Genomic DNA, 15,758 nt, shown 5'->3' on the forward strand with positions numbered 1-15,758 from the left:
GTAAGGGTTGTGGAACGCCGCCAGCAGGAAAACAAAATCATGTATCGCGGCAACAATTCTCTGGAGAGCGTAATCGCAATGTTCTCTGACAGTTCGCGCGAAGATATTGCAGCAACAATAAAAGGTGGCGGTGGATATGACCCTAACTCTTGCACTGAAAGCTGCGAAGCCCTGACGTGTGAAATGGATGATAACCCAGAGCCAGAGGTTGAAGAGATCGAGGAAGAAGAAAGCCAGGTTTCGATCCGCACTGGATATGGAGGAAGCCATACCCCGGCAGAACAGCGCGACCTCTGGCGCACTCCACCAGCCCTATTTGCTTCCCTTGATGCTGAGTTCTGCTTCCAGTTGGATGCCGCTGCGGCGCCGCATAACGCGTTGTGCCGGAGGTTCATCACCGCCGAGCAGAACACGCTGGAAACGCCCTGGGCTGATTATCTGAGCATTCCAGGCTACGTCTGGATGAACCCACCTTACAGCGACATTACGCCGTTCGTTAAGAAGGCTGCAACCGAGAGCGCCAATCAGATCGGCACGGTCATGCTGGTGCCGGCGGACACTTCAGTTGGCTGGTTCAAGGAAGCGATACAGACCGCCAGCGAGGTTCGCTTCATCACCGCCGGTCGGCTGGCTTTTATCAACCCGGTCACCGGTAAACCGGTCAGCGGAAATAACAAAGGCAGTATGCTTATCATCTGGCGACCTTACCCGCGCACACACTGCCACTTCGCAACTGTGGACCGGGACGAGCTGATGGCTTTCGGGGCGAAACTTCTCGCCCGCAGGGAGGCCGCATGACGCCAGAAACAGACAACGCCATCCGCACCGCCTGCCGCCGCTGCACCGAGGAAATACAGCAGGCCATGCGCAAGAAGCCAAAGCCTAACTGGAACGAAACGGTGCCTCCCATCATCAACAAACATCACAAGAAAATTGAAGCTCTGGGAGTTAGCCTCCTGGAGTTCGTCGTCAAAACTGGCCGCCTTAACGGGCGGTTTGGAGCCGAACAATGATTCGCCGACAGATAGATACATCAACCCGATTTCTGCTTGATACCGCCTTTCACCGACTTGAAATAATCCGTGATGACGGTCTCTACCGCCACCTGCGCATGAAGCAGCCCGGTACGTCCTGTTATTACTTCGACATTATCACCTGGCCGGGATATCTGACTGTCACCGGCGACATGGGTACCTGGACATTCTCCCGTATCGCGGACATGTTCGACTTTTTCGGTCCCTGGCAAGACGGTATTAACACCGGTTATTGGTCCGAAAAGCTGGAGGCTGGCGCTGGCTATTCAGCGTGTGAGCTATTGGCGAAAGAGTACGATCATGATGCTTTTTGCCGAAGCCTGAAGGAATCAATGAGCGAGTATCTGGAAGATGCCCCAGAAGACCAGCAGGAAGACGAAGACTGGGATGATGAAGACGATACTCCAGACAGTGATAAAGCCAAGGTCCGTGAGGCGGTCCGTGAATTATGCCGTAGCGATTTCAGTAATGACTGGGAAGCATATCAGGCAGTTTATAACGCTGACTGGCCCGAAAGTTGGAGTGCGTGGGATGTCTGCGATGGGGTGACGTTCAAAACCTACACCAGCCACTTCCGCTGGATACTCTTTGCCATCACCTGGGCGATCTCCAAATACCACAACACCAAGATGGTCGATAAGTCGATGGCTACCTTCCTCGCAGTGAAAGGGTTACCAGCATGAACAGAGCCGCACCCGTTGATTTGAGGAAAAGCCTCGAAATTGCCAACCACCTGGCGCACATCGGGATTCGCTTTGTGCCGATCCCGGTGGTGACCGAAGAAGAATTCCAGATGCTGGCCGCCGAGCTATCGCGACGGCTTGAGCAGATGGCAGTCGAAGCCGAGAAGAATGATGGCGGTGCAGCATGAAGGCACTAATCACCAGGTCGCTATCGCGACCTTTTTTATTGCTGGTGTTCACCTTCAACCGAATTAACCGCCAGTTCCAGGAGGATTGACCATGGCCGATATCATCGATACCGCAGCAGAGATTGAAGAGCTTCAGCGTAACGCTGCCCTTTCCGCTCACCGCATCAACCGAAACGCCGTATCAGCTGAACGTTGTGAAGAATGCGACGAACCAATTCCCGAGCCGCGGTGGGCTGCCGTTCCCGGCTGCCAGACGTGCGCGGAGTGCCAGGAAAGAAAAGAACATGCGCTTAAACATATTCGATGATCAAGTTATGATGAGTACAGTTTTAATGATTTAAGGATATGAAATGACCGCCATGCCTGTGCAAACAACGCTGGATTTAACGGATGTTCTATCAAAATTTGTTGTTCCATTACTTGTAGCTGCGCTAGCAGCATATTTCTCTACCAAGTTTGCTTTGAATAAATTTTACAAAGAGAAGTGGTGGGAAAAACGATTGGAAGCGTTCACAGAAATCATCAATATTGCGTATCGGATTAAGATGAGCAATGACTACTTCCTCCGTTGCGAATATGCGCAAATGGAACCTGGTGAGTCTCGGTTCAAACCACATCCGAAAGACATTGAAGATAAGTTACGAACTGAGTATTGGCTTGATCTTCAAGAGCTTGAAAGGATAGCGCAGTTAGCTGACTTCACATTAACAAGCAAAGTTAAAAGCTTGCTCGATGCTTATGTTAATGCGAGAAAGAAAATGATGGATGATTGGCATGAGGATGCTATAGAAAGTTATGAAGCGTCAGAAAAGGATCTCACTCTCTCGGAAAAGTTGCTTAGTAATTTAGTCGCAGAAGCCAAGCGCGAATTAAAAATTAACTAAGCACTTAATCAAAATCTCTTAATATTAAACCCGCCATCGAGCGGGTTTCTTTTTGCCTGGAGACAACCATGAGCGAAATGACCTTAATTGTGCCCAACGACTGGGTAACACAAGAGAAGCTCGTCGAGATTACCGGACTTCGCCCGGGAACTATCGAGGCAGCTCGTAAAAAGTCCTGGATGGTTGGACGCGAATATCTTCACGTTGCACCTGACGGAAATCCAAAAGAAAACAGTGAGTGCATGTACAACCGCAAAGCGATCGACCAGTGGGTTGAGAGCCTCAAAAAGAAACAGCCAGGTGCGCGCCAATGAGGATCCGTTTATGCTTAGCGGGCTCTTGGACGTCAGGAGGGAATAATGGCTAAGTCAGCATACCCAACAGGCGTGGAGAACCACGGCGGGACACTCCGCATATGGTTCCTATATAAAGGTAGCCGGGTGCGTGAAAGCCTCGGCGTGCCGGATACACCAAAAAACAGAAAGGTCGCTGGCGAGCTGCGCGCGTCGGTGTGCTTTTCGATAAAGACCGGCAACTTCAACTATGCCGCACAGTTCCCGGGCTCGCCGAACCTGAAAAGGTTTGGGGTGGAGAGCAAGGAAATCACCGTGCTGGAGCTGGCGAATAAGTGGCTGGAACTGAAACGCATGGAGATCAGCACCAACGCTATGTCACGCTATTCATCTATAGCGCGCAACATGGTGCCAAGGATCGGAGGTGACAGGCTGGTATCTGCAGTAACGCAGGAAGACCTGCTGTTTATCAGGAAAGAATTGCTGACCGGTTATCACACCCTGAAAGCTGGGCAGAAAACGCCGGTTAAAGGCCGCTCGGTCAGAACGGTCAACAACTACATGAAGATAATGGGGGGGATGTTTAAGTTTGCTGCTGACAGCGGGTATGTCAGGGTGAACCCGTTCACCGGGATCGCTATGCTTAAGCGGTCGCGCTGCGAACCTGACCCGCTGACGCGTGAGGAGTTTGTCAGGATGATTAACGCCTGTGCCCACCAGCAGCTGAAAAACATGTGGTCGCTGGCCGTCTACACCGGCGTGCGCCACGGCGAACTCGTATCGCTGGCCTGGGAAGATATCGACCTTAAAGCGGGTACGATGATGATCCGCCGGAACCACACGTTAACGAAGGAATTCACCCTTCCGAAAACGGAGGCAGGAACGGACCGCATCATTAACCTCATTCAGCCGGCGATTGACGTGCTGAAGAGCCAGGCCGAATTAACACGCCTGGGCAAGCAGTATCAGGTTGAGGTGAAACTGCGCGAGTATGGCCGTACTGATGTGCATCCGTGCACGTTCGTGTTCAACCCGCAGATCGCATCACGTAATGGCCGTGCCGGGCATCATTACGCAGTGGGGTCGATTAACCAGTCGTGGGAAGCGGCAATGCGACGCGCCGGGATTCGCTATCGCAGAGCATACCAGTCCCGACACACGTATGCATGCTGGTCGTTAGCTGCCGGTGCCAACCCTAACTTCATCGCGAAGCAAATGGGCCACACCGACGCGCAAATGGTTTACCGGGTGTACGGATCCTGGATGGCTGAAAATAACCAGGACCAGGTACTCATCCTCAACCAGAAATTAAGTGAGTTTGCCCCATCCATGCCCCATGCCGTGGGATCGGATGGTTATTAATTATAAATATCATTAGGTTAGATAACCTAAACCTGCATGCCCATCACTTCCTGATAAGCCGACACCAGTTTATTCCGCACCTGAATTCCCATCTGCAGGGAAACCGTGGCTTTCTGCAAATCGGCCATCACGTCATTCAGCGCCACGCCCGGCTCACCGAGGGTGAATTTCTCCGCCTGGGTACGCGCCGCGGTCTGGGTATCGCTGATACGGTCAAGAGCGGCATGCAGTTGCCCCGCAAAGCTGATGGTCGGCTGTTGTTCTGCCACATTCTGATTACGGGCCGTCATCGCCGTTGCCTGCAACTGACTGATTACCCCTTCAATGCCCTGTATAGCCATGACTCTCCCCTGGATGGTTTTTTACGCGGTCAAGACTAACAGCTTGTCAATAAGATAATGGCGGTAAATAGCGTGAAAAAACCAGGTTATTTGACGCATAGAAAATCCGGAATCATCAAATAATGGCAGGGCCATCAATATGGAACTTTTGTCGTGTTTGCCGACCCGGGAGTCAGTTTTGTTTCTCTACACGAATAACGTAAACCACCAGGATTTAAGAGGTGCGCAATGAGTGCAACAGCATCGACAGCGCCGCAAAATAAATCACTCGAGTGGATGAACCGCCTTCGCGCGAATCCTAAAATCCCGTTGATCGTGGCAGGCGCTGCCGCTATTGCCATCCTTGTAGCGATGGTTTTATGGGCAAAAAGCCCTGATTACCGCACGCTCTATAGCAACCTTTCCGATCAGGATGGCGGTGCCATCGTCACCCAGCTTACCCAGATGAACATCCCTTATCGCTTTGCCGATAACGGCGGTGCCCTTGAGGTGCCTGCTGATAAGGTCCACGAGCTGCGTCTGCGTCTGGCCCAGCAGGGCCTGCCGAAGGGCGGTGCGGTCGGTTTTGAACTGCTGGATCAGGAAAAGTTCGGTATCAGCCAGTTCAGCGAGCAGGTGAACTACCAGCGTGCGCTGGAAGGTGAGCTGGCCCGCACCATTGAAACGTTAGGCCCGGTGAAGAGTGCCCGTGTGCATCTGGCGATGCCTAAGCCTTCTTTATTTGTTCGTGAACAGAAATCCCCTTCAGCTTCCGTGACCGTGAACCTCGAACCTGGCCGCGCGCTGGACGAAGGGCAAATCAGCGCGGTGACGCATCTCGTCTCCAGCGCCGTCGCCGGTCTGCCACCGGGTAACGTGACGGTGGTCGATCAAAGCGGACACCTGCTGACCCAATCCAATACCGCCGGGCGTGACCTGAACGACGCGCAGCTGAAATATGCCGCAGACGTAGAAAACCGTCTCCAGCGTCGCATTGAAGCGATCCTCGGCCCGGTTGTCGGTAACAGCAACGTGCATGCGCAGGTGACCGCGCAGATTGACTTCTCTAATAAAGAACAAACCGAAGAGCAATACAGCCCGAACGGCGATCCGGCTCAGGCGGTGATGCGCTCGCGTCAGATCAACTCCAGCGAACAGGTAGGCGGCGCCTACCCTGGCGGCGTGCCGGGTGCGCTCTCTAACCAGCCTGCTCCGGCAAACACGGCACCGATTTCCACGCCGCCGGCCAATCAGCAGAACGGTCAGCAAAATAATCAGCAGACCACCTCAACGACCAGTAACGCCGGTCCACGCACCACTAGCCGTAACGAAACCACGAACTACGAAGTGGATCGGACGATCCGCCACACTAAACTCAACGTGGGCGATATTCAGCGTCTCTCTGTTGCGGTGGTGGTGAACTACAAAACGCTGGCGGATGGCAAACCGTTGCCGTTAACCGCTGAGCAGATGAAGCAGATTGAAAACCTGACCCGCGAAGCGATGGGCTACTCCGAGAAGCGTGGCGACACCCTTAACGTGGTGAACTCGCCGTTCAACGCGGTTGAAGAGACCGGCGGTGAACTGCCGTTCTGGCAACAACAGGCGTTTATCGACCAGCTGATGTCCGCAGGACGCTGGCTGCTGGTGCTGATTGTCGCGTGGCTGCTGTGGCGTAAGGGCGTTCGTCCACAACTCCAGCGTCGTGCTGAAGCAGAAAAAGCCGCTCGCGAACAGATGTCTACGCGTCAGGAAACGGAAGAAGCGGTTGAAGTTCGCCTCAGCAAAGATGAGCAGATGCAGCAGCGTCGGGCTAACCAGCGCATGGGCGCCGAAGTGATGAGCCAGCGCATTCGCGAAATGTCAGATAACGATCCGCGCGTCGTGGCGCTGGTCATCCGCCAGTGGATGGGTAACGAACATGAGTAATACGCTTACAGGCACCGATAAAAGCGTCATCCTGCTGATGACCATTGGCGAAGACCGCGCGGCAGAGGTGTTTAAGCACCTCTCCCAGCGGGAAGTGCAAATCCTCAGTGCGGCCATGGCCAACGTGCGTCAGATCTCCAATAAACAGCTGACCGAAGTGCTGTCGGAATTTGAGCAGGAAGCCGAACAGTTTGCCGCGCTCAACGTCAACGCCAACGACTACCTGCGCTCCGTCCTGGTCAAGGCGCTGGGCGAAGAGCGTGCCGCCAGCTTGCTGGAAGACATTCTGGAAACGCGCGATACCGCCAGCGGGATCGAAACGCTTAACTTTATGGAGCCGCAGAGTGCCGCCGACCTTATTCGCGACGAGCACCCGCAGATTATCGCCACCATCCTTGTCCACCTCAAACGGGGTCAGGCAGCCGATATTCTGGCCCTGTTCGAAGAGCGTCTGCGTCACGATGTGATGCTGCGTATCGCAACCTTCGGTGGCGTCCAGCCGGCCGCGCTGGCGGAGCTGACCGAAGTACTGAACAACCTGCTCGACGGTCAGAACCTCAAGCGCAGCAAAATGGGCGGCGTGAGAACGGCGGCGGAAATCATCAACCTGATGAAAACGCAGCAGGAAGAAGCGGTTATTACCGCGGTTCGCGAATTCGACGGCGAGCTGGCACAGAAAATTATCGACGAGATGTTCCTGTTCGAAAACCTGGTCGAAGTGGACGATCGCAGCATCCAGCGCCTGCTCCAGGAAGTGGACTCCGAATCGCTGCTTATCGCCCTCAAAGGTGCCGAACAGCCGCTGCGCGAGAAGTTCCTGCGCAACATGTCTCAGCGTGCGGCGGATATCCTGCGCGACGACCTTGCCAACCGCGGTCCGGTTCGTCTGTCTCAGGTGGAGAACGAACAGAAAGCCATCCTGCTTATTGTTCGTCGTCTGGCGGAAACCGGCGAGATGGTGATTGGCAGCGGAGACGACACCTATGTCTAATGAGCTGTCGTGGAAGCGCTGGACGCCAGACGATCTGGCCCCTCCCCTTTCTGAATTCACGCCCGCGAAGGTCTCACCCGCAGAGCCTGACGCCGACGTCGGGCAGCCCGAGCTGAGCGAGGAGGAGAAGCAAGCGCAGATGCTGGCGCAGCTGCAAATGCAGGCGCATGAGCAGGGCTACACTGCCGGTCTGAATGAAGGCCGCCAGAAAGGTCACGATCTGGGCTATCAGGAAGGTCTGGCGAAAGGATTAGAGCACGGTATCGACCAGGCGCGTCAGCAGCAGGCGCCGATCCACGCCCGCATGCAGCAGCTGGTCAGCGAGTTCCAGCACACGCTGGACGCGCTGGACAGCGTGATTGCGTCCCGTCTGATGCAGATGGCGCTGGAAGCTGCGCGTCAGGTCATTGGCCAGACGCCTGTGGTGGATAACACGGCGCTGATCAAACAGATTCAGGGGCTTCTGCAGCAGGAGCCGCTGTTCAGCGGCAAACCGCAGCTGCGCGTTCACCCGGACGATCTGCAGCGCATTGAAGAGAGTCTGGGGGCAACCCTCAGCCTGCACGGCTGGCGTTTGCGCGGCGATCCGTCGTTACACCACGGCGGCTGCAAAGTCTCTGCCGACGAAGGTGACCTGGATGCCAGCGTCGCCACTCGCTGGCAGGAACTGTGCCGCCTGGCGGCACCGGGAGTCGTCTGATGACCGCACGCCTCACCCGCTGGCTCAACACGCTCGACAACTTTGAGACGAAGATGGCGCAACTGCCATCCGTTCGTCGTTATGGACGACTGACGCGCGCGACCGGTCTGGTACTGGAAGCCACCGGCCTGCAGCTTCCGCTGGGCGCAACCTGTGTGATTGAGCGTCAGGATGGTCAGGAAACGCGTGAAGTCGAAAGCGAAGTGGTTGGGTTTAACGGTCAGCGACTGTTCCTGATGCCGCTTGAAGAGGTGGAAGGTATTCTCCCCGGCGCCCGCGTCTACGCGAAAAACATCAGCGGCGACGGCCTGCAAAGCGGGAAACAGCTGCCGCTTGGTCCGGCCCTGCTCGGCCGCGTGCTCGACGGCAGCGGGAAACCGCTGGATGGCCTGCCTGCGCCGGACACCACCGAAACCGGGGCGTTGATCACCCAGCCGTTTAACCCCCTGCAGCGTACCCCTATCGAGCATGTGCTGGATACCGGCGTACGGCCGATTAACGCCCTGCTCACGGTAGGACGCGGACAACGTATGGGTCTGTTCGCCGGCTCCGGCGTGGGTAAATCGGTCCTGCTCGGCATGATGGCGCGTTATACCCAGGCCGACGTGATCGTCGTTGGGCTGATCGGTGAGCGTGGCCGTGAAGTCAAAGATTTCATCGAAAACATTCTGGGTGCGGAAGGCCGGGCCCGTTCAGTGGTAATCGCCGCCCCGGCGGATGTGTCCCCCCTGCTGCGTATGCAGGGTGCCGCCTACGCCACCCGTATTGCCGAAGATTTCCGCGACCGCGGCAAGCACGTGCTGCTGATCATGGACTCCCTCACCCGCTACGCGATGGCACAGCGTGAAATTGCGCTGGCTATCGGTGAGCCACCGGCCACCAAAGGCTACCCGCCTTCGGTCTTTGCCAAACTTCCTGCGCTGGTTGAACGCGCAGGGAACGGCATCAGCGGCGGCGGATCCATCACTGCATTTTATACGGTACTGACCGAAGGCGATGACCAGCAGGACCCGATTGCCGACTCCGCGCGCGCCATTCTCGACGGTCATATTGTGTTATCGCGTCGTCTGGCTGAAGCCGGACACTACCCGGCGATTGATATTGAAGCATCCATCAGCCGCGCAATGACGGCGCTGATCACCGAGAAGCATTACGCCCGCGTGCGTAACTTTAAACAACTCCTCTCCAGCTTCCAGCGCAACCGCGATCTGGTCAGCGTGGGGGCGTATGCCAAAGGCAGCGATCCTATGCTCGACAAAGCGATTAGCCTGTGGCCGCAGCTGGAGGCGTTTTTACAACAGGGCATTTTTGAACGTGCCGACTGGGAAGATTCAATCCAGGCTCTGGAGCTGATTTTCCCGCAGGTGTAACACAGGTGGAGGGCGAAGGTCATGGCGCAAAACAGCGCGTTATCAACGCTGAAAGATCTGGCTGAAAAAGAAGTTGATGATGCCGCATTGCAGCTTGGCGCAATGCGACGCGGGTGCCAGCAGGCTGAAGAACAGTTGAAGATGTTAATCGACTATCAGCATGAGTATCGCACCAACCTCAATACCGATATGACCCAGGGCATTGGAAGCCAGCGGTGGATTAACTATCAGCAGTTTATCCAGACGCTGGAGAAGGCGATAGAGCAGCACCGCCAGCAGCTTAACCAGTGGACCCAAAAAGTCGATACCGCGCTGAATTTCTGGCGTGAGAAAAAACAGCGGCTGCAGGCCTGGCAAACCTTACAGGACCGGCAGATCGCAGCCGCGACCCTGGCGGAAAACCGTCTGGATCAGAAAAAAATGGATGAGTTTGCCCAGCGCGCATCAATGAGGAAACCGGAATGATCACACTGCAACAACTGCTGATGAGCGACAGCGACCTGTCGGGCGGGATGCAAACAGGGAAAGGCACCGACGGTGCGCAAGACTTTCTCTCCCTGCTAACGGGTGCCCTGACGGACGCGACGGGCAAGGGCAAAGATGCGCCGCTGACCCTGGCTGACCTGAAAGCCGCTGGCAGTAAGCTGTCAAAAGTCGCTCAGGACGCCAAAGGCGATACCGCGCTGCAGGCCAAAATTGCCGACCTGCTCGCGCGTCAGCCAGCCCTGAGTGGCGATGAAACGGCGCAGCTTGCCACGCCTGAAACCCTGATTTCCGGGCTGGTGCCGCTGTCAAAGGGCGATGCCCTGAAAACGCTCAATGCGGCCAACAGCAAGGATGACAGCAAAAGCGAACTGAGCGAAGAAGAGCTGGCCGGATTAAGCGCGCTGATGGCAATGCTGCCGCACCAGCAGACCAGCACGCCTCACGCGGCGGGCAGTAACGGCGTTTCCGCAACCTCAACGTTGAGTTCAGCGACGCTTTCGCCAAACGCAGCGGGCCACTCCCCCCTGAACGCGGTAGCGGGAGACCACGATAAAGCGCAGCTTTCCGCACCTTATCAGAGTCAGGCGAAAAACAACGACCCGGATCTCTCCGCCAATGCGCCAGTCACTCCGGTCGTGGCCGCTGCGGCAGAGAAGCAGGAATTCGCCAGTTCCTCTTCATCATCCTCACCCACGGCTACCCTGGCGCCGATCATGTCCAGTCATGCTACCAGCCAGCCTGCCGCTACCGTTGCCACCGCGCCGGTGTTAAGCCAGCCGCTGGGTACTCACGAATGGCAGCAGTCCCTGAGCCAGCACATCACGCTGTTCACTAAGCAGGGGCAACAGACTGCGGAGCTGCGCCTGCACCCGGAAGATCTGGGCCAGGTGCAAATCTCGCTTAAACTGGATGATAACCAGGCGCAGCTGCAGATGGTCTCGGCACACAGCCACGTGCGCGCGGCGCTGGAAGCGGCACTGCCTGTCCTGCGGACGTCACTGGCAGAGAACGGTATTCAGCTCTCTCAGAGCAGCGTCAGCAGCGAAAGCTTTGCCGGGCAACAGCAATCCTCATCGCAGCAGCATCAGGCTTCACGTTCCGGTCACAACGGCGGATTTAATGAAGAGAGCGAGGAGCTACTGCCCACCCCTGCCGCCCTGCAATCCGCGGCGCGCGGTAACAGCGCCGTAGACATCTTCGCCTAAACGCCAGAGGTAGCGTGATTATCCCCGTCTTTTCCACGCTTTGACGACGGCAGGACACGGGATAATCACCTTATTAAGCTGTACCGAAACAGGAAGCTCGTATCAGATGACAGACTCCGCTATCACCAAAAAAAGTAAGCGTTCCATCTGGATCCCGCTGCTGGTGTTGATCACGCTCGCCGCCTGCGCTACCGCGGGCTATAGTTACTGGCGTATGCAGCAGGAACCTTCAACCGCTGCCGCCAAAGCCGAACCCGCACCGCCGCCGGCGCCGGTCTTTTTCCCTCTGGACACCTTCACCGTTAACCTCGGTGATGCGGATCGTGTGCTGTATGTCGGTATTACGCTGCGCCTGAAGGATGAAGCCACCCGCGCGCGCCTGAATGATTATCTTCCGGAAGTGCGTAGCCGTCTTCTTCTGCTGTTCTCTCGTCAGGACGCCTCCGCGCTGGCCACCGACGTGGGTAAGCAAAAGCTGGTCGACGCCATCAAAGAGACGCTGGCCACCCCGCTGGTAAACGGCCAACCTAAGCAGGAAGTCACTGACGTTCTGTATACAGCCTTCATTCTGCGGTAACGACATGGGCGACAGTATTCTTTCTCAGGCAGAAATCGATGCGCTGCTCAACGGCGACAGCGATAAAAACGATGATCCGCAACCGGGCCTAACGGGTGACGACAATATTCGTCCCTATGATCCGAATACCCAGCGCCGCGTAGTTCGTGAACGTCTGCAGGCTCTGGAGATCATTAACGAACGTTTTGCACGTCAGTTCCGTATGGGGCTGTTCAACCTGTTGCGTCGTAGCCCGGATATCACGGTCGGTGCGATCCGCATTCAGCCGTATCACGAGTTTGCCCGCAACCTGCCGGTGCCAACCAACCTTAACCTGATTCATCTGAAGCCGCTGCGCGGCACCGGTCTGGTCGTGTTTTCGCCAAGCCTGGTGTTCATTGCGGTGGATAACCTGTTCGGCGGCGACGGGCGTTTCCCGACCAAAGTAGAAGGTCGTGAATTCACCCACACCGAACAGCGCGTCATCAACCGCATGCTGAAGCTGGCGCTGGAGTCCTACAGCGACGCGTGGAAAGCGATTAACCCGCTGGAAGTGGAATACGTTCGTTCCGAGATGCAGGTGAAGTTTACCAATATCACCACCTCCCCGAACGATATCGTCGTCAACACGCCGTTCCACGTTGAGATCGGTAACCTGACCGGCGAGTTCAATATCTGTCTGCCGTTCAGCATGATTGAACCGCTGCGCGAGCTGCTGGTTAACCCGCCGCTGGAAAACTCACGCAACGAAGATCAGAACTGGCGTGAAAATCTGGTTCGCCAGGTCCAGCACTCACAGCTTGAGCTGGTGGCTAACTTTGCCGACATCTCAATGCGGTTATCCCAGATCCTGAAATTACAACCCGGCGACGTTTTGCCGATAGACAAACCCGACCGCATTATTGCCCATGTGGATGGTGTCCCCGTGCTGACAAGCCAGTACGGCACGATTAACGGTCAGTATGCGTTACGCGTTGAGCACTTGATCAACCCGATTTTGAATTCGCTGAATGAGGAACAGCCCAAATGAGTGACATGAACAATCCGTCCGATGAAAACAGCGGAGCACTGGACGATCTGTGGGCTGACGCGTTAAACGAACAAAAAGCGACCCCAACGAAAAGCGCAGCGGATGCGGTATTCCAGCAACTCGGCGGCGGTGACGTCAGCGGCACGCTGCAGGATATCGACCTGATTATGGACATCCCGGTCAAGCTGACCGTTGAACTGGGACGCACCCGGATGACCATTAAAGAGCTGCTGCGCCTGACGCAGGGTTCCGTCGTGGCCCTTGACGGTCTGGCCGGTGAGCCGCTGGATATTCTGATCAACGGTTATCTGATTGCCCAGGGTGAAGTAGTGGTGGTTGCCGATAAATACGGCGTGCGTATCACGGACATCATCACCCCATCTGAACGTATGCGTCGTCTGAGCCGATAAGTATGAAAACCCAGGCAACACTATCGCAACCGTCTGCCGTTCCCGGTTCCCCGCTGCTCCAGGTGAGCGGGGCGTTGTTCGGTATTATTGCCTTTATTCTTATCGCCGCCTGGCTGGCGAAGCGTTTTGGTCTGGCGGGTAAAACCGCCGGAACCCGCGGCCTGAAGGTGAGCGCCAGCACCACGCTGGGGCCGCGTGAACGCGTGGTTATCGTCGAGGTGGACGATGCGCGTCTGGTTTTGGGTGTCACCGCCTCAAACATCAACGTATTACATAAACTGCCGCCCGCCCCTGTCACGGTTGAGGAGCGCGCACAAGCCCCTGCGGATTTTCAGTCCGTCATGAAAAGTTTGCTTAAGCGTTCCGGGAGATCCTGATGCGCCGTTTGTTATCCCTTACGCTTGCGGGCATTGGCCTGTTTGCTCCCGCGGTTTATGCGCAACTTCCTGGCCTGGTCTCGACGCCCATTGCCGGTGGCGGTCAGAGCTGGTCGCTCCCGGTGCAGACGCTGGTATTCATCACCTCGCTGACCTTTATCCCGGCCATCCTGCTGATGATGACCAGCTTCACCCGCATCATTATCGTCTTTGGTCTGCTGCGAAACGCGCTCGGAACCCCTTCCGCGCCGCCAAACCAGGTGCTGCTGGGGCTGGCGCTGTTTTTGACCTTTTTCATTATGTCGCCGGTCATCGATAAGATTTATACCGACGCGTACCAGCCGTTCAGCGAAGATAAAATCTCCATGCAGGAGGCGCTGGATAAAGGCGCACAGCCGCTGCGGGAATTTATGCTGCGCCAGACGCGCGAAGCGGATCTTGCACTCTTTGTCCGCTTGTCCAATACCGGCGAATTGCAGGGGCCGGAAGCGGTACCCATGCGAGTTCTGCTGCCTGCCTACGTCACCAGCGAGCTGAAAACGGCGTTTCAGATTGGCTTTACCATCTTTATTCCGTTCCTGATTATCGACCTGGTGATCGCCAGCGTCCTGATGGCGCTTGGGATGATGATGGTGCCGCCCGCAACCATTGCCCTGCCCTTTAAGATCATGCTCTTTGTACTGGTCGATGGCTGGCAGCTGCTGGTCAGTTCGCTGGCGCAGAGTTTCTACAGTTAAGGAACGGCAATGACACCCGAATCGGTCATGATGATGGGCACGGAAGCGATGAAAATCGCCATTGCCGTTGCCGCTCCCCTGCTGCTTGTCGCGCTGGTTACCGGTCTGATTATCAGTATTCTGCAGGCCGCCACGCAGATTAACGAAATGACGCTGTCCTTCATTCCGAAAATCATCGCCGTATTCGTGGCGATTATCGTGGCCGGACCGTGGATGCTGAACCTGTTGCTGGACTATATGCGCAACCTGTTTACCAATCTGCCGTACATCATCGGCTGACCTGACGATGCTGCACTTCACCAGCGACCAGTGGGTTCAGTGGCTCGGCGTCTATTTCTGGCCGATGCTGCGCATTCTGGCGCTGATCACCACCGCCCCGATTTTCAGCGAAAAATCGATCCCCAAGCGTGTCAAAGTGGGGCTGGGCATTATCATCACCATCATCGTCGCCCCTTCCCTTCCCCCAGTGGATATTCCGATGTTCTCGGCGAATGCGGTGTGGGTGGCATTACAGCAGGTGATGATTGGCGTTGCCGTAGGCTTTACCATGCAGCTCGCCTTTGCCGCCGTTCGCACGGCCGGGGAGCTGATTGGCCTGCAGATGGGCTTATCGTTCGCCACGTTTGTTGACCCCGGCAGCCACCTCAACATGCCGGTGCTGGCGCGCATTATCGATCTGCTCGCCATGCTGCTGTTCCTGTCGTTTAACGGTCATCTGTGGCTTATCTCCATGCTGGTGGATACTTTCCATACGCTGCCGATTGGTGAAAACCCGGTCAACAGCAATGCCTTTCTCGCGCTCACCCGCGCGGCGGGGCTGATCTTCCTCAACGGCCTGATGCTGGCGTTGCCGATTATCACCCTGCTCCTGACCGTCAACCTGGCATTAGGTCTGTTGAACCGCATGGCACCGCAGCTCTCCATCTTTGTGATCGGTTTTCCGCTGACGTTGACGGTCGGAATTTTATTAATGTCATTACTGATGCCCCTTATCGCCCCCTTCTGTGAACACTTATTCGGCGAGATATTCAATCTGTTAGCAGATATTGTCAGCGAGCTGCCACGTAAATAATAGTCCTCACGATTGATATTGTCTTTCTGAGGATATTCCTAAAATAAAACATGAAAAACATCTTCCAGGATATATCTGACGGGGTTTAATTGTTTCTAACCACCTCACAATACTTAATATTTACTTTACTT

21 protein-coding genes and 1 pseudogene are annotated in these 15,758 nt (G+C 55.9%); 21 read left to right on the forward strand and 1 reads right to left on the reverse strand.

What is annotated here, in order from left to right; translation table 11 throughout:
* Positions 1-243: 243 nt before the first annotated feature.
* The 8 genes from ACMGGM_RS05125 (at position 244) to ACMGGM_RS05160 (ending at position 4,444) form a co-directional block, all read left to right on the forward strand.
* Entirely contained in the window at positions 244-798 is a 555-nt protein-coding gene (locus ACMGGM_RS05125) for a phage N-6-adenine-methyltransferase (protein ID WP_414149175.1), read from the forward strand.
* Positions 795-1,013, forward strand: coding sequence for a hypothetical protein (locus ACMGGM_RS05130; protein WP_111946873.1), 219 nt, complete (start codon positions 795-797; stop codon positions 1,011-1,013). Before ACMGGM_RS05125 ends, ACMGGM_RS05130 begins: the two co-directional genes overlap by 4 nt.
* Before the next feature lie 98 nt (positions 1,014-1,111).
* Entirely contained in the window at positions 1,112-1,717 is a 606-nt protein-coding gene (locus ACMGGM_RS05135; protein WP_414149150.1) for a hypothetical protein, read from the forward strand.
* On the forward strand, positions 1,714-1,905 hold the full coding sequence (locus tag ACMGGM_RS05140; protein WP_414149151.1) for a DUF1382 family protein: 192 nt from the start codon (positions 1,714-1,716) through the stop codon (positions 1,903-1,905). The genes ACMGGM_RS05135 and ACMGGM_RS05140 overlap by 4 nt, the downstream gene beginning before the upstream one ends.
* Positions 1,906-1,996: 91 nt before the next feature.
* Entirely contained in the window at positions 1,997-2,212 is a 216-nt protein-coding gene (locus ACMGGM_RS05145) for a TraR/DksA family transcriptional regulator (RefSeq protein WP_414149152.1), read from the forward strand.
* Between the two features lie 43 nt (positions 2,213-2,255).
* Positions 2,256-2,789 (forward strand): hypothetical protein, encoded by a 534-nt coding sequence (locus tag ACMGGM_RS05150; protein WP_178328363.1) that lies wholly within the window; start codon positions 2,256-2,258, stop codon positions 2,787-2,789.
* Between the two features lie 68 nt (positions 2,790-2,857).
* The gene (locus ACMGGM_RS05155) at positions 2,858-3,103 is read left to right on the forward strand and encodes an excisionase family protein (RefSeq protein WP_414149153.1); all 246 of its coding nucleotides are present in this window, start codon (positions 2,858-2,860) and stop codon (positions 3,101-3,103) included.
* A gap of 45 nt (positions 3,104-3,148) precedes the next feature.
* Positions 3,149-4,444 carry a tyrosine-type recombinase/integrase gene (locus tag ACMGGM_RS05160; RefSeq protein WP_414149154.1) on the forward strand — a complete coding sequence of 432 codons (1,296 nt, stop codon included), beginning with the start codon at positions 3,149-3,151 and terminating at the stop codon, positions 4,442-4,444.
* 26 nt (positions 4,445-4,470) lie between these two features.
* Here the strand turns inward: ACMGGM_RS05160 and fliE are convergent, their stop codons facing one another.
* The gene (fliE, locus tag ACMGGM_RS05165; RefSeq protein WP_014884391.1) at positions 4,471-4,785 is read right to left on the reverse strand and encodes a flagellar hook-basal body complex protein FliE; all 315 of its coding nucleotides are present in this window, start codon (positions 4,783-4,785) and stop codon (positions 4,471-4,473) included.
* 228 nt (positions 4,786-5,013) lie between these two features.
* Here fliE and fliF point away from each other — a divergent pair, with 228 nt between their 5' ends.
* The 13 genes and pseudogenes from fliF to fliR all read left to right on the forward strand — a co-directional run bounded on the left by fliF (position 5,014) and on the right by fliR (position 15,643).
* Complete coding sequence (gene fliF / locus ACMGGM_RS05170) at positions 5,014-6,693, forward strand: flagellar basal-body MS-ring/collar protein FliF (RefSeq protein WP_045281537.1); 1,680 nt, start codon at positions 5,014-5,016, stop codon at positions 6,691-6,693.
* Positions 6,686-7,684 (forward strand): flagellar motor switch protein FliG, encoded by a 999-nt coding sequence (fliG, locus tag ACMGGM_RS05175; RefSeq protein WP_008500327.1) that lies wholly within the window; start codon positions 6,686-6,688, stop codon positions 7,682-7,684. Before fliF ends, fliG begins: the two co-directional genes overlap by 8 nt.
* Entirely contained in the window at positions 7,677-8,384 is a 708-nt protein-coding gene (gene fliH, locus ACMGGM_RS05180; RefSeq protein WP_045281538.1) for a flagellar assembly protein FliH, read from the forward strand. The genes fliG and fliH overlap by 8 nt, the downstream gene beginning before the upstream one ends.
* The gene (gene fliI / locus ACMGGM_RS05185; protein ID WP_014884394.1) at positions 8,384-9,754 is read left to right on the forward strand and encodes a flagellar protein export ATPase FliI; all 1,371 of its coding nucleotides are present in this window, start codon (positions 8,384-8,386) and stop codon (positions 9,752-9,754) included. The genes fliH and fliI overlap by 1 nt, the downstream gene beginning before the upstream one ends.
* Before the next feature lie 21 nt (positions 9,755-9,775).
* On the forward strand, positions 9,776-10,219 hold the full coding sequence (fliJ, locus tag ACMGGM_RS05190; protein WP_014884395.1) for a flagellar export protein FliJ: 444 nt from the start codon (positions 9,776-9,778) through the stop codon (positions 10,217-10,219).
* A complete protein-coding gene (gene fliK, locus ACMGGM_RS05195) occupies positions 10,216-11,445 on the forward strand; it encodes a flagellar hook length control protein FliK (protein WP_045135290.1) in 1,230 nt (409 codons plus the stop codon). The genes fliJ and fliK overlap by 4 nt, the downstream gene beginning before the upstream one ends.
* A 106-nt stretch (positions 11,446-11,551) precedes the next feature.
* The gene (fliL, locus tag ACMGGM_RS05200) at positions 11,552-12,022 is read left to right on the forward strand and encodes a flagellar basal body-associated protein FliL (RefSeq protein ID WP_014884397.1); all 471 of its coding nucleotides are present in this window, start codon (positions 11,552-11,554) and stop codon (positions 12,020-12,022) included.
* Positions 12,023-12,026: 4 nt separating this feature from the next.
* A complete protein-coding gene (fliM, locus tag ACMGGM_RS05205) occupies positions 12,027-13,031 on the forward strand; it encodes a flagellar motor switch protein FliM (RefSeq protein WP_014884398.1) in 1,005 nt (334 codons plus the stop codon).
* Positions 13,028-13,441, forward strand: a complete 414-nt coding sequence (fliN, locus tag ACMGGM_RS05210) for a flagellar motor switch protein FliN (RefSeq protein WP_014884399.1) — start codon at positions 13,028-13,030, stop codon at positions 13,439-13,441. Before fliM ends, fliN begins: the two co-directional genes overlap by 4 nt.
* 2 nt (positions 13,442-13,443) lie before the next feature.
* Positions 13,444-13,818 carry a flagellar biosynthetic protein FliO gene (fliO, locus tag ACMGGM_RS05215; protein ID WP_014884400.1) on the forward strand — a complete coding sequence of 125 codons (375 nt, stop codon included), beginning with the start codon at positions 13,444-13,446 and terminating at the stop codon, positions 13,816-13,818.
* Positions 13,818-14,555: a flagellar type III secretion system pore protein FliP gene (fliP, locus tag ACMGGM_RS05220; RefSeq protein ID WP_014884401.1), complete on the forward strand. Its 738-nt coding sequence runs from the start codon at positions 13,818-13,820 to the stop codon at positions 14,553-14,555. Before fliO ends, fliP begins: the two co-directional genes overlap by 1 nt.
* Before the next feature lie 9 nt (positions 14,556-14,564).
* Positions 14,565-14,834, forward strand: a complete 270-nt coding sequence (fliQ, locus tag ACMGGM_RS05225; RefSeq protein ID WP_008500315.1) for a flagellar biosynthesis protein FliQ — start codon at positions 14,565-14,567, stop codon at positions 14,832-14,834.
* Between the two features lie 7 nt (positions 14,835-14,841).
* A pseudogene (gene fliR / locus ACMGGM_RS05230) lies at positions 14,842-15,643 on the forward strand (flagellar biosynthetic protein FliR).
* Positions 15,644-15,758 lie beyond the last annotated feature (115 nt).

It is taken from the genome of Enterobacter sp. BNK-14, assembly GCF_047456095.1.
Classification (GTDB): Bacteria; Pseudomonadota; Gammaproteobacteria; order Enterobacterales; family Enterobacteriaceae; genus Enterobacter; species Enterobacter kobei.

Excerpts from the sequence above, each read along its gene's own strand:
- ACMGGM_RS05130 (WP_111946873.1), top strand. The coding sequence starts at position 795 with ATGACGCCAGAAACAGACAACGCCATCCGCACCGCCTGCCGCCGCTGC.
- ACMGGM_RS05135 (WP_414149150.1), top strand. The coding sequence starts at position 1,112 with ATGAAGCAGCCCGGTACGTCCTGTTATTACTTCGACATTATCACCTGG.
- ACMGGM_RS05140 (WP_414149151.1), top strand. The coding sequence starts at position 1,714 with ATGAACAGAGCCGCACCCGTTGATTTGAGGAAAAGCCTCGAAATTGCC.
- ACMGGM_RS05145 (WP_414149152.1), top strand. The coding sequence starts at position 1,997 with ATGGCCGATATCATCGATACCGCAGCAGAGATTGAAGAGCTTCAGCGT.
- ACMGGM_RS05150 (WP_178328363.1), top strand. The coding sequence starts at position 2,256 with ATGACCGCCATGCCTGTGCAAACAACGCTGGATTTAACGGATGTTCTA.
- ACMGGM_RS05155 (WP_414149153.1), top strand. The coding sequence starts at position 2,858 with ATGAGCGAAATGACCTTAATTGTGCCCAACGACTGGGTAACACAAGAG.
- ACMGGM_RS05160 (WP_414149154.1), top strand. The coding sequence starts at position 3,149 with ATGGCTAAGTCAGCATACCCAACAGGCGTGGAGAACCACGGCGGGACA.
- fliE (WP_014884391.1), bottom strand. The coding sequence starts at position 4,785 with ATGGCTATACAGGGCATTGAAGGGGTAATCAGTCAGTTGCAGGCAACG.
- fliF (WP_045281537.1), top strand. The coding sequence starts at position 5,014 with ATGAGTGCAACAGCATCGACAGCGCCGCAAAATAAATCACTCGAGTGG.
- fliG (WP_008500327.1), top strand. The coding sequence starts at position 6,686 with ATGAGTAATACGCTTACAGGCACCGATAAAAGCGTCATCCTGCTGATG.
- fliH (WP_045281538.1), top strand. The coding sequence starts at position 7,677 with ATGTCTAATGAGCTGTCGTGGAAGCGCTGGACGCCAGACGATCTGGCC.
- fliI (WP_014884394.1), top strand. The coding sequence starts at position 8,384 with ATGACCGCACGCCTCACCCGCTGGCTCAACACGCTCGACAACTTTGAG.
- fliJ (WP_014884395.1), top strand. The coding sequence starts at position 9,776 with ATGGCGCAAAACAGCGCGTTATCAACGCTGAAAGATCTGGCTGAAAAA.
- fliK (WP_045135290.1), top strand. The coding sequence starts at position 10,216 with ATGATCACACTGCAACAACTGCTGATGAGCGACAGCGACCTGTCGGGC.
- fliL (WP_014884397.1), top strand. The coding sequence starts at position 11,552 with ATGACAGACTCCGCTATCACCAAAAAAAGTAAGCGTTCCATCTGGATC.
- fliM (WP_014884398.1), top strand. The coding sequence starts at position 12,027 with ATGGGCGACAGTATTCTTTCTCAGGCAGAAATCGATGCGCTGCTCAAC.
- fliN (WP_014884399.1), top strand. The coding sequence starts at position 13,028 with ATGAGTGACATGAACAATCCGTCCGATGAAAACAGCGGAGCACTGGAC.
- fliO (WP_014884400.1), top strand. The coding sequence starts at position 13,444 with ATGAAAACCCAGGCAACACTATCGCAACCGTCTGCCGTTCCCGGTTCC.
- fliP (WP_014884401.1), top strand. The coding sequence starts at position 13,818 with ATGCGCCGTTTGTTATCCCTTACGCTTGCGGGCATTGGCCTGTTTGCT.
- fliQ (WP_008500315.1), top strand. The coding sequence starts at position 14,565 with ATGACACCCGAATCGGTCATGATGATGGGCACGGAAGCGATGAAAATC.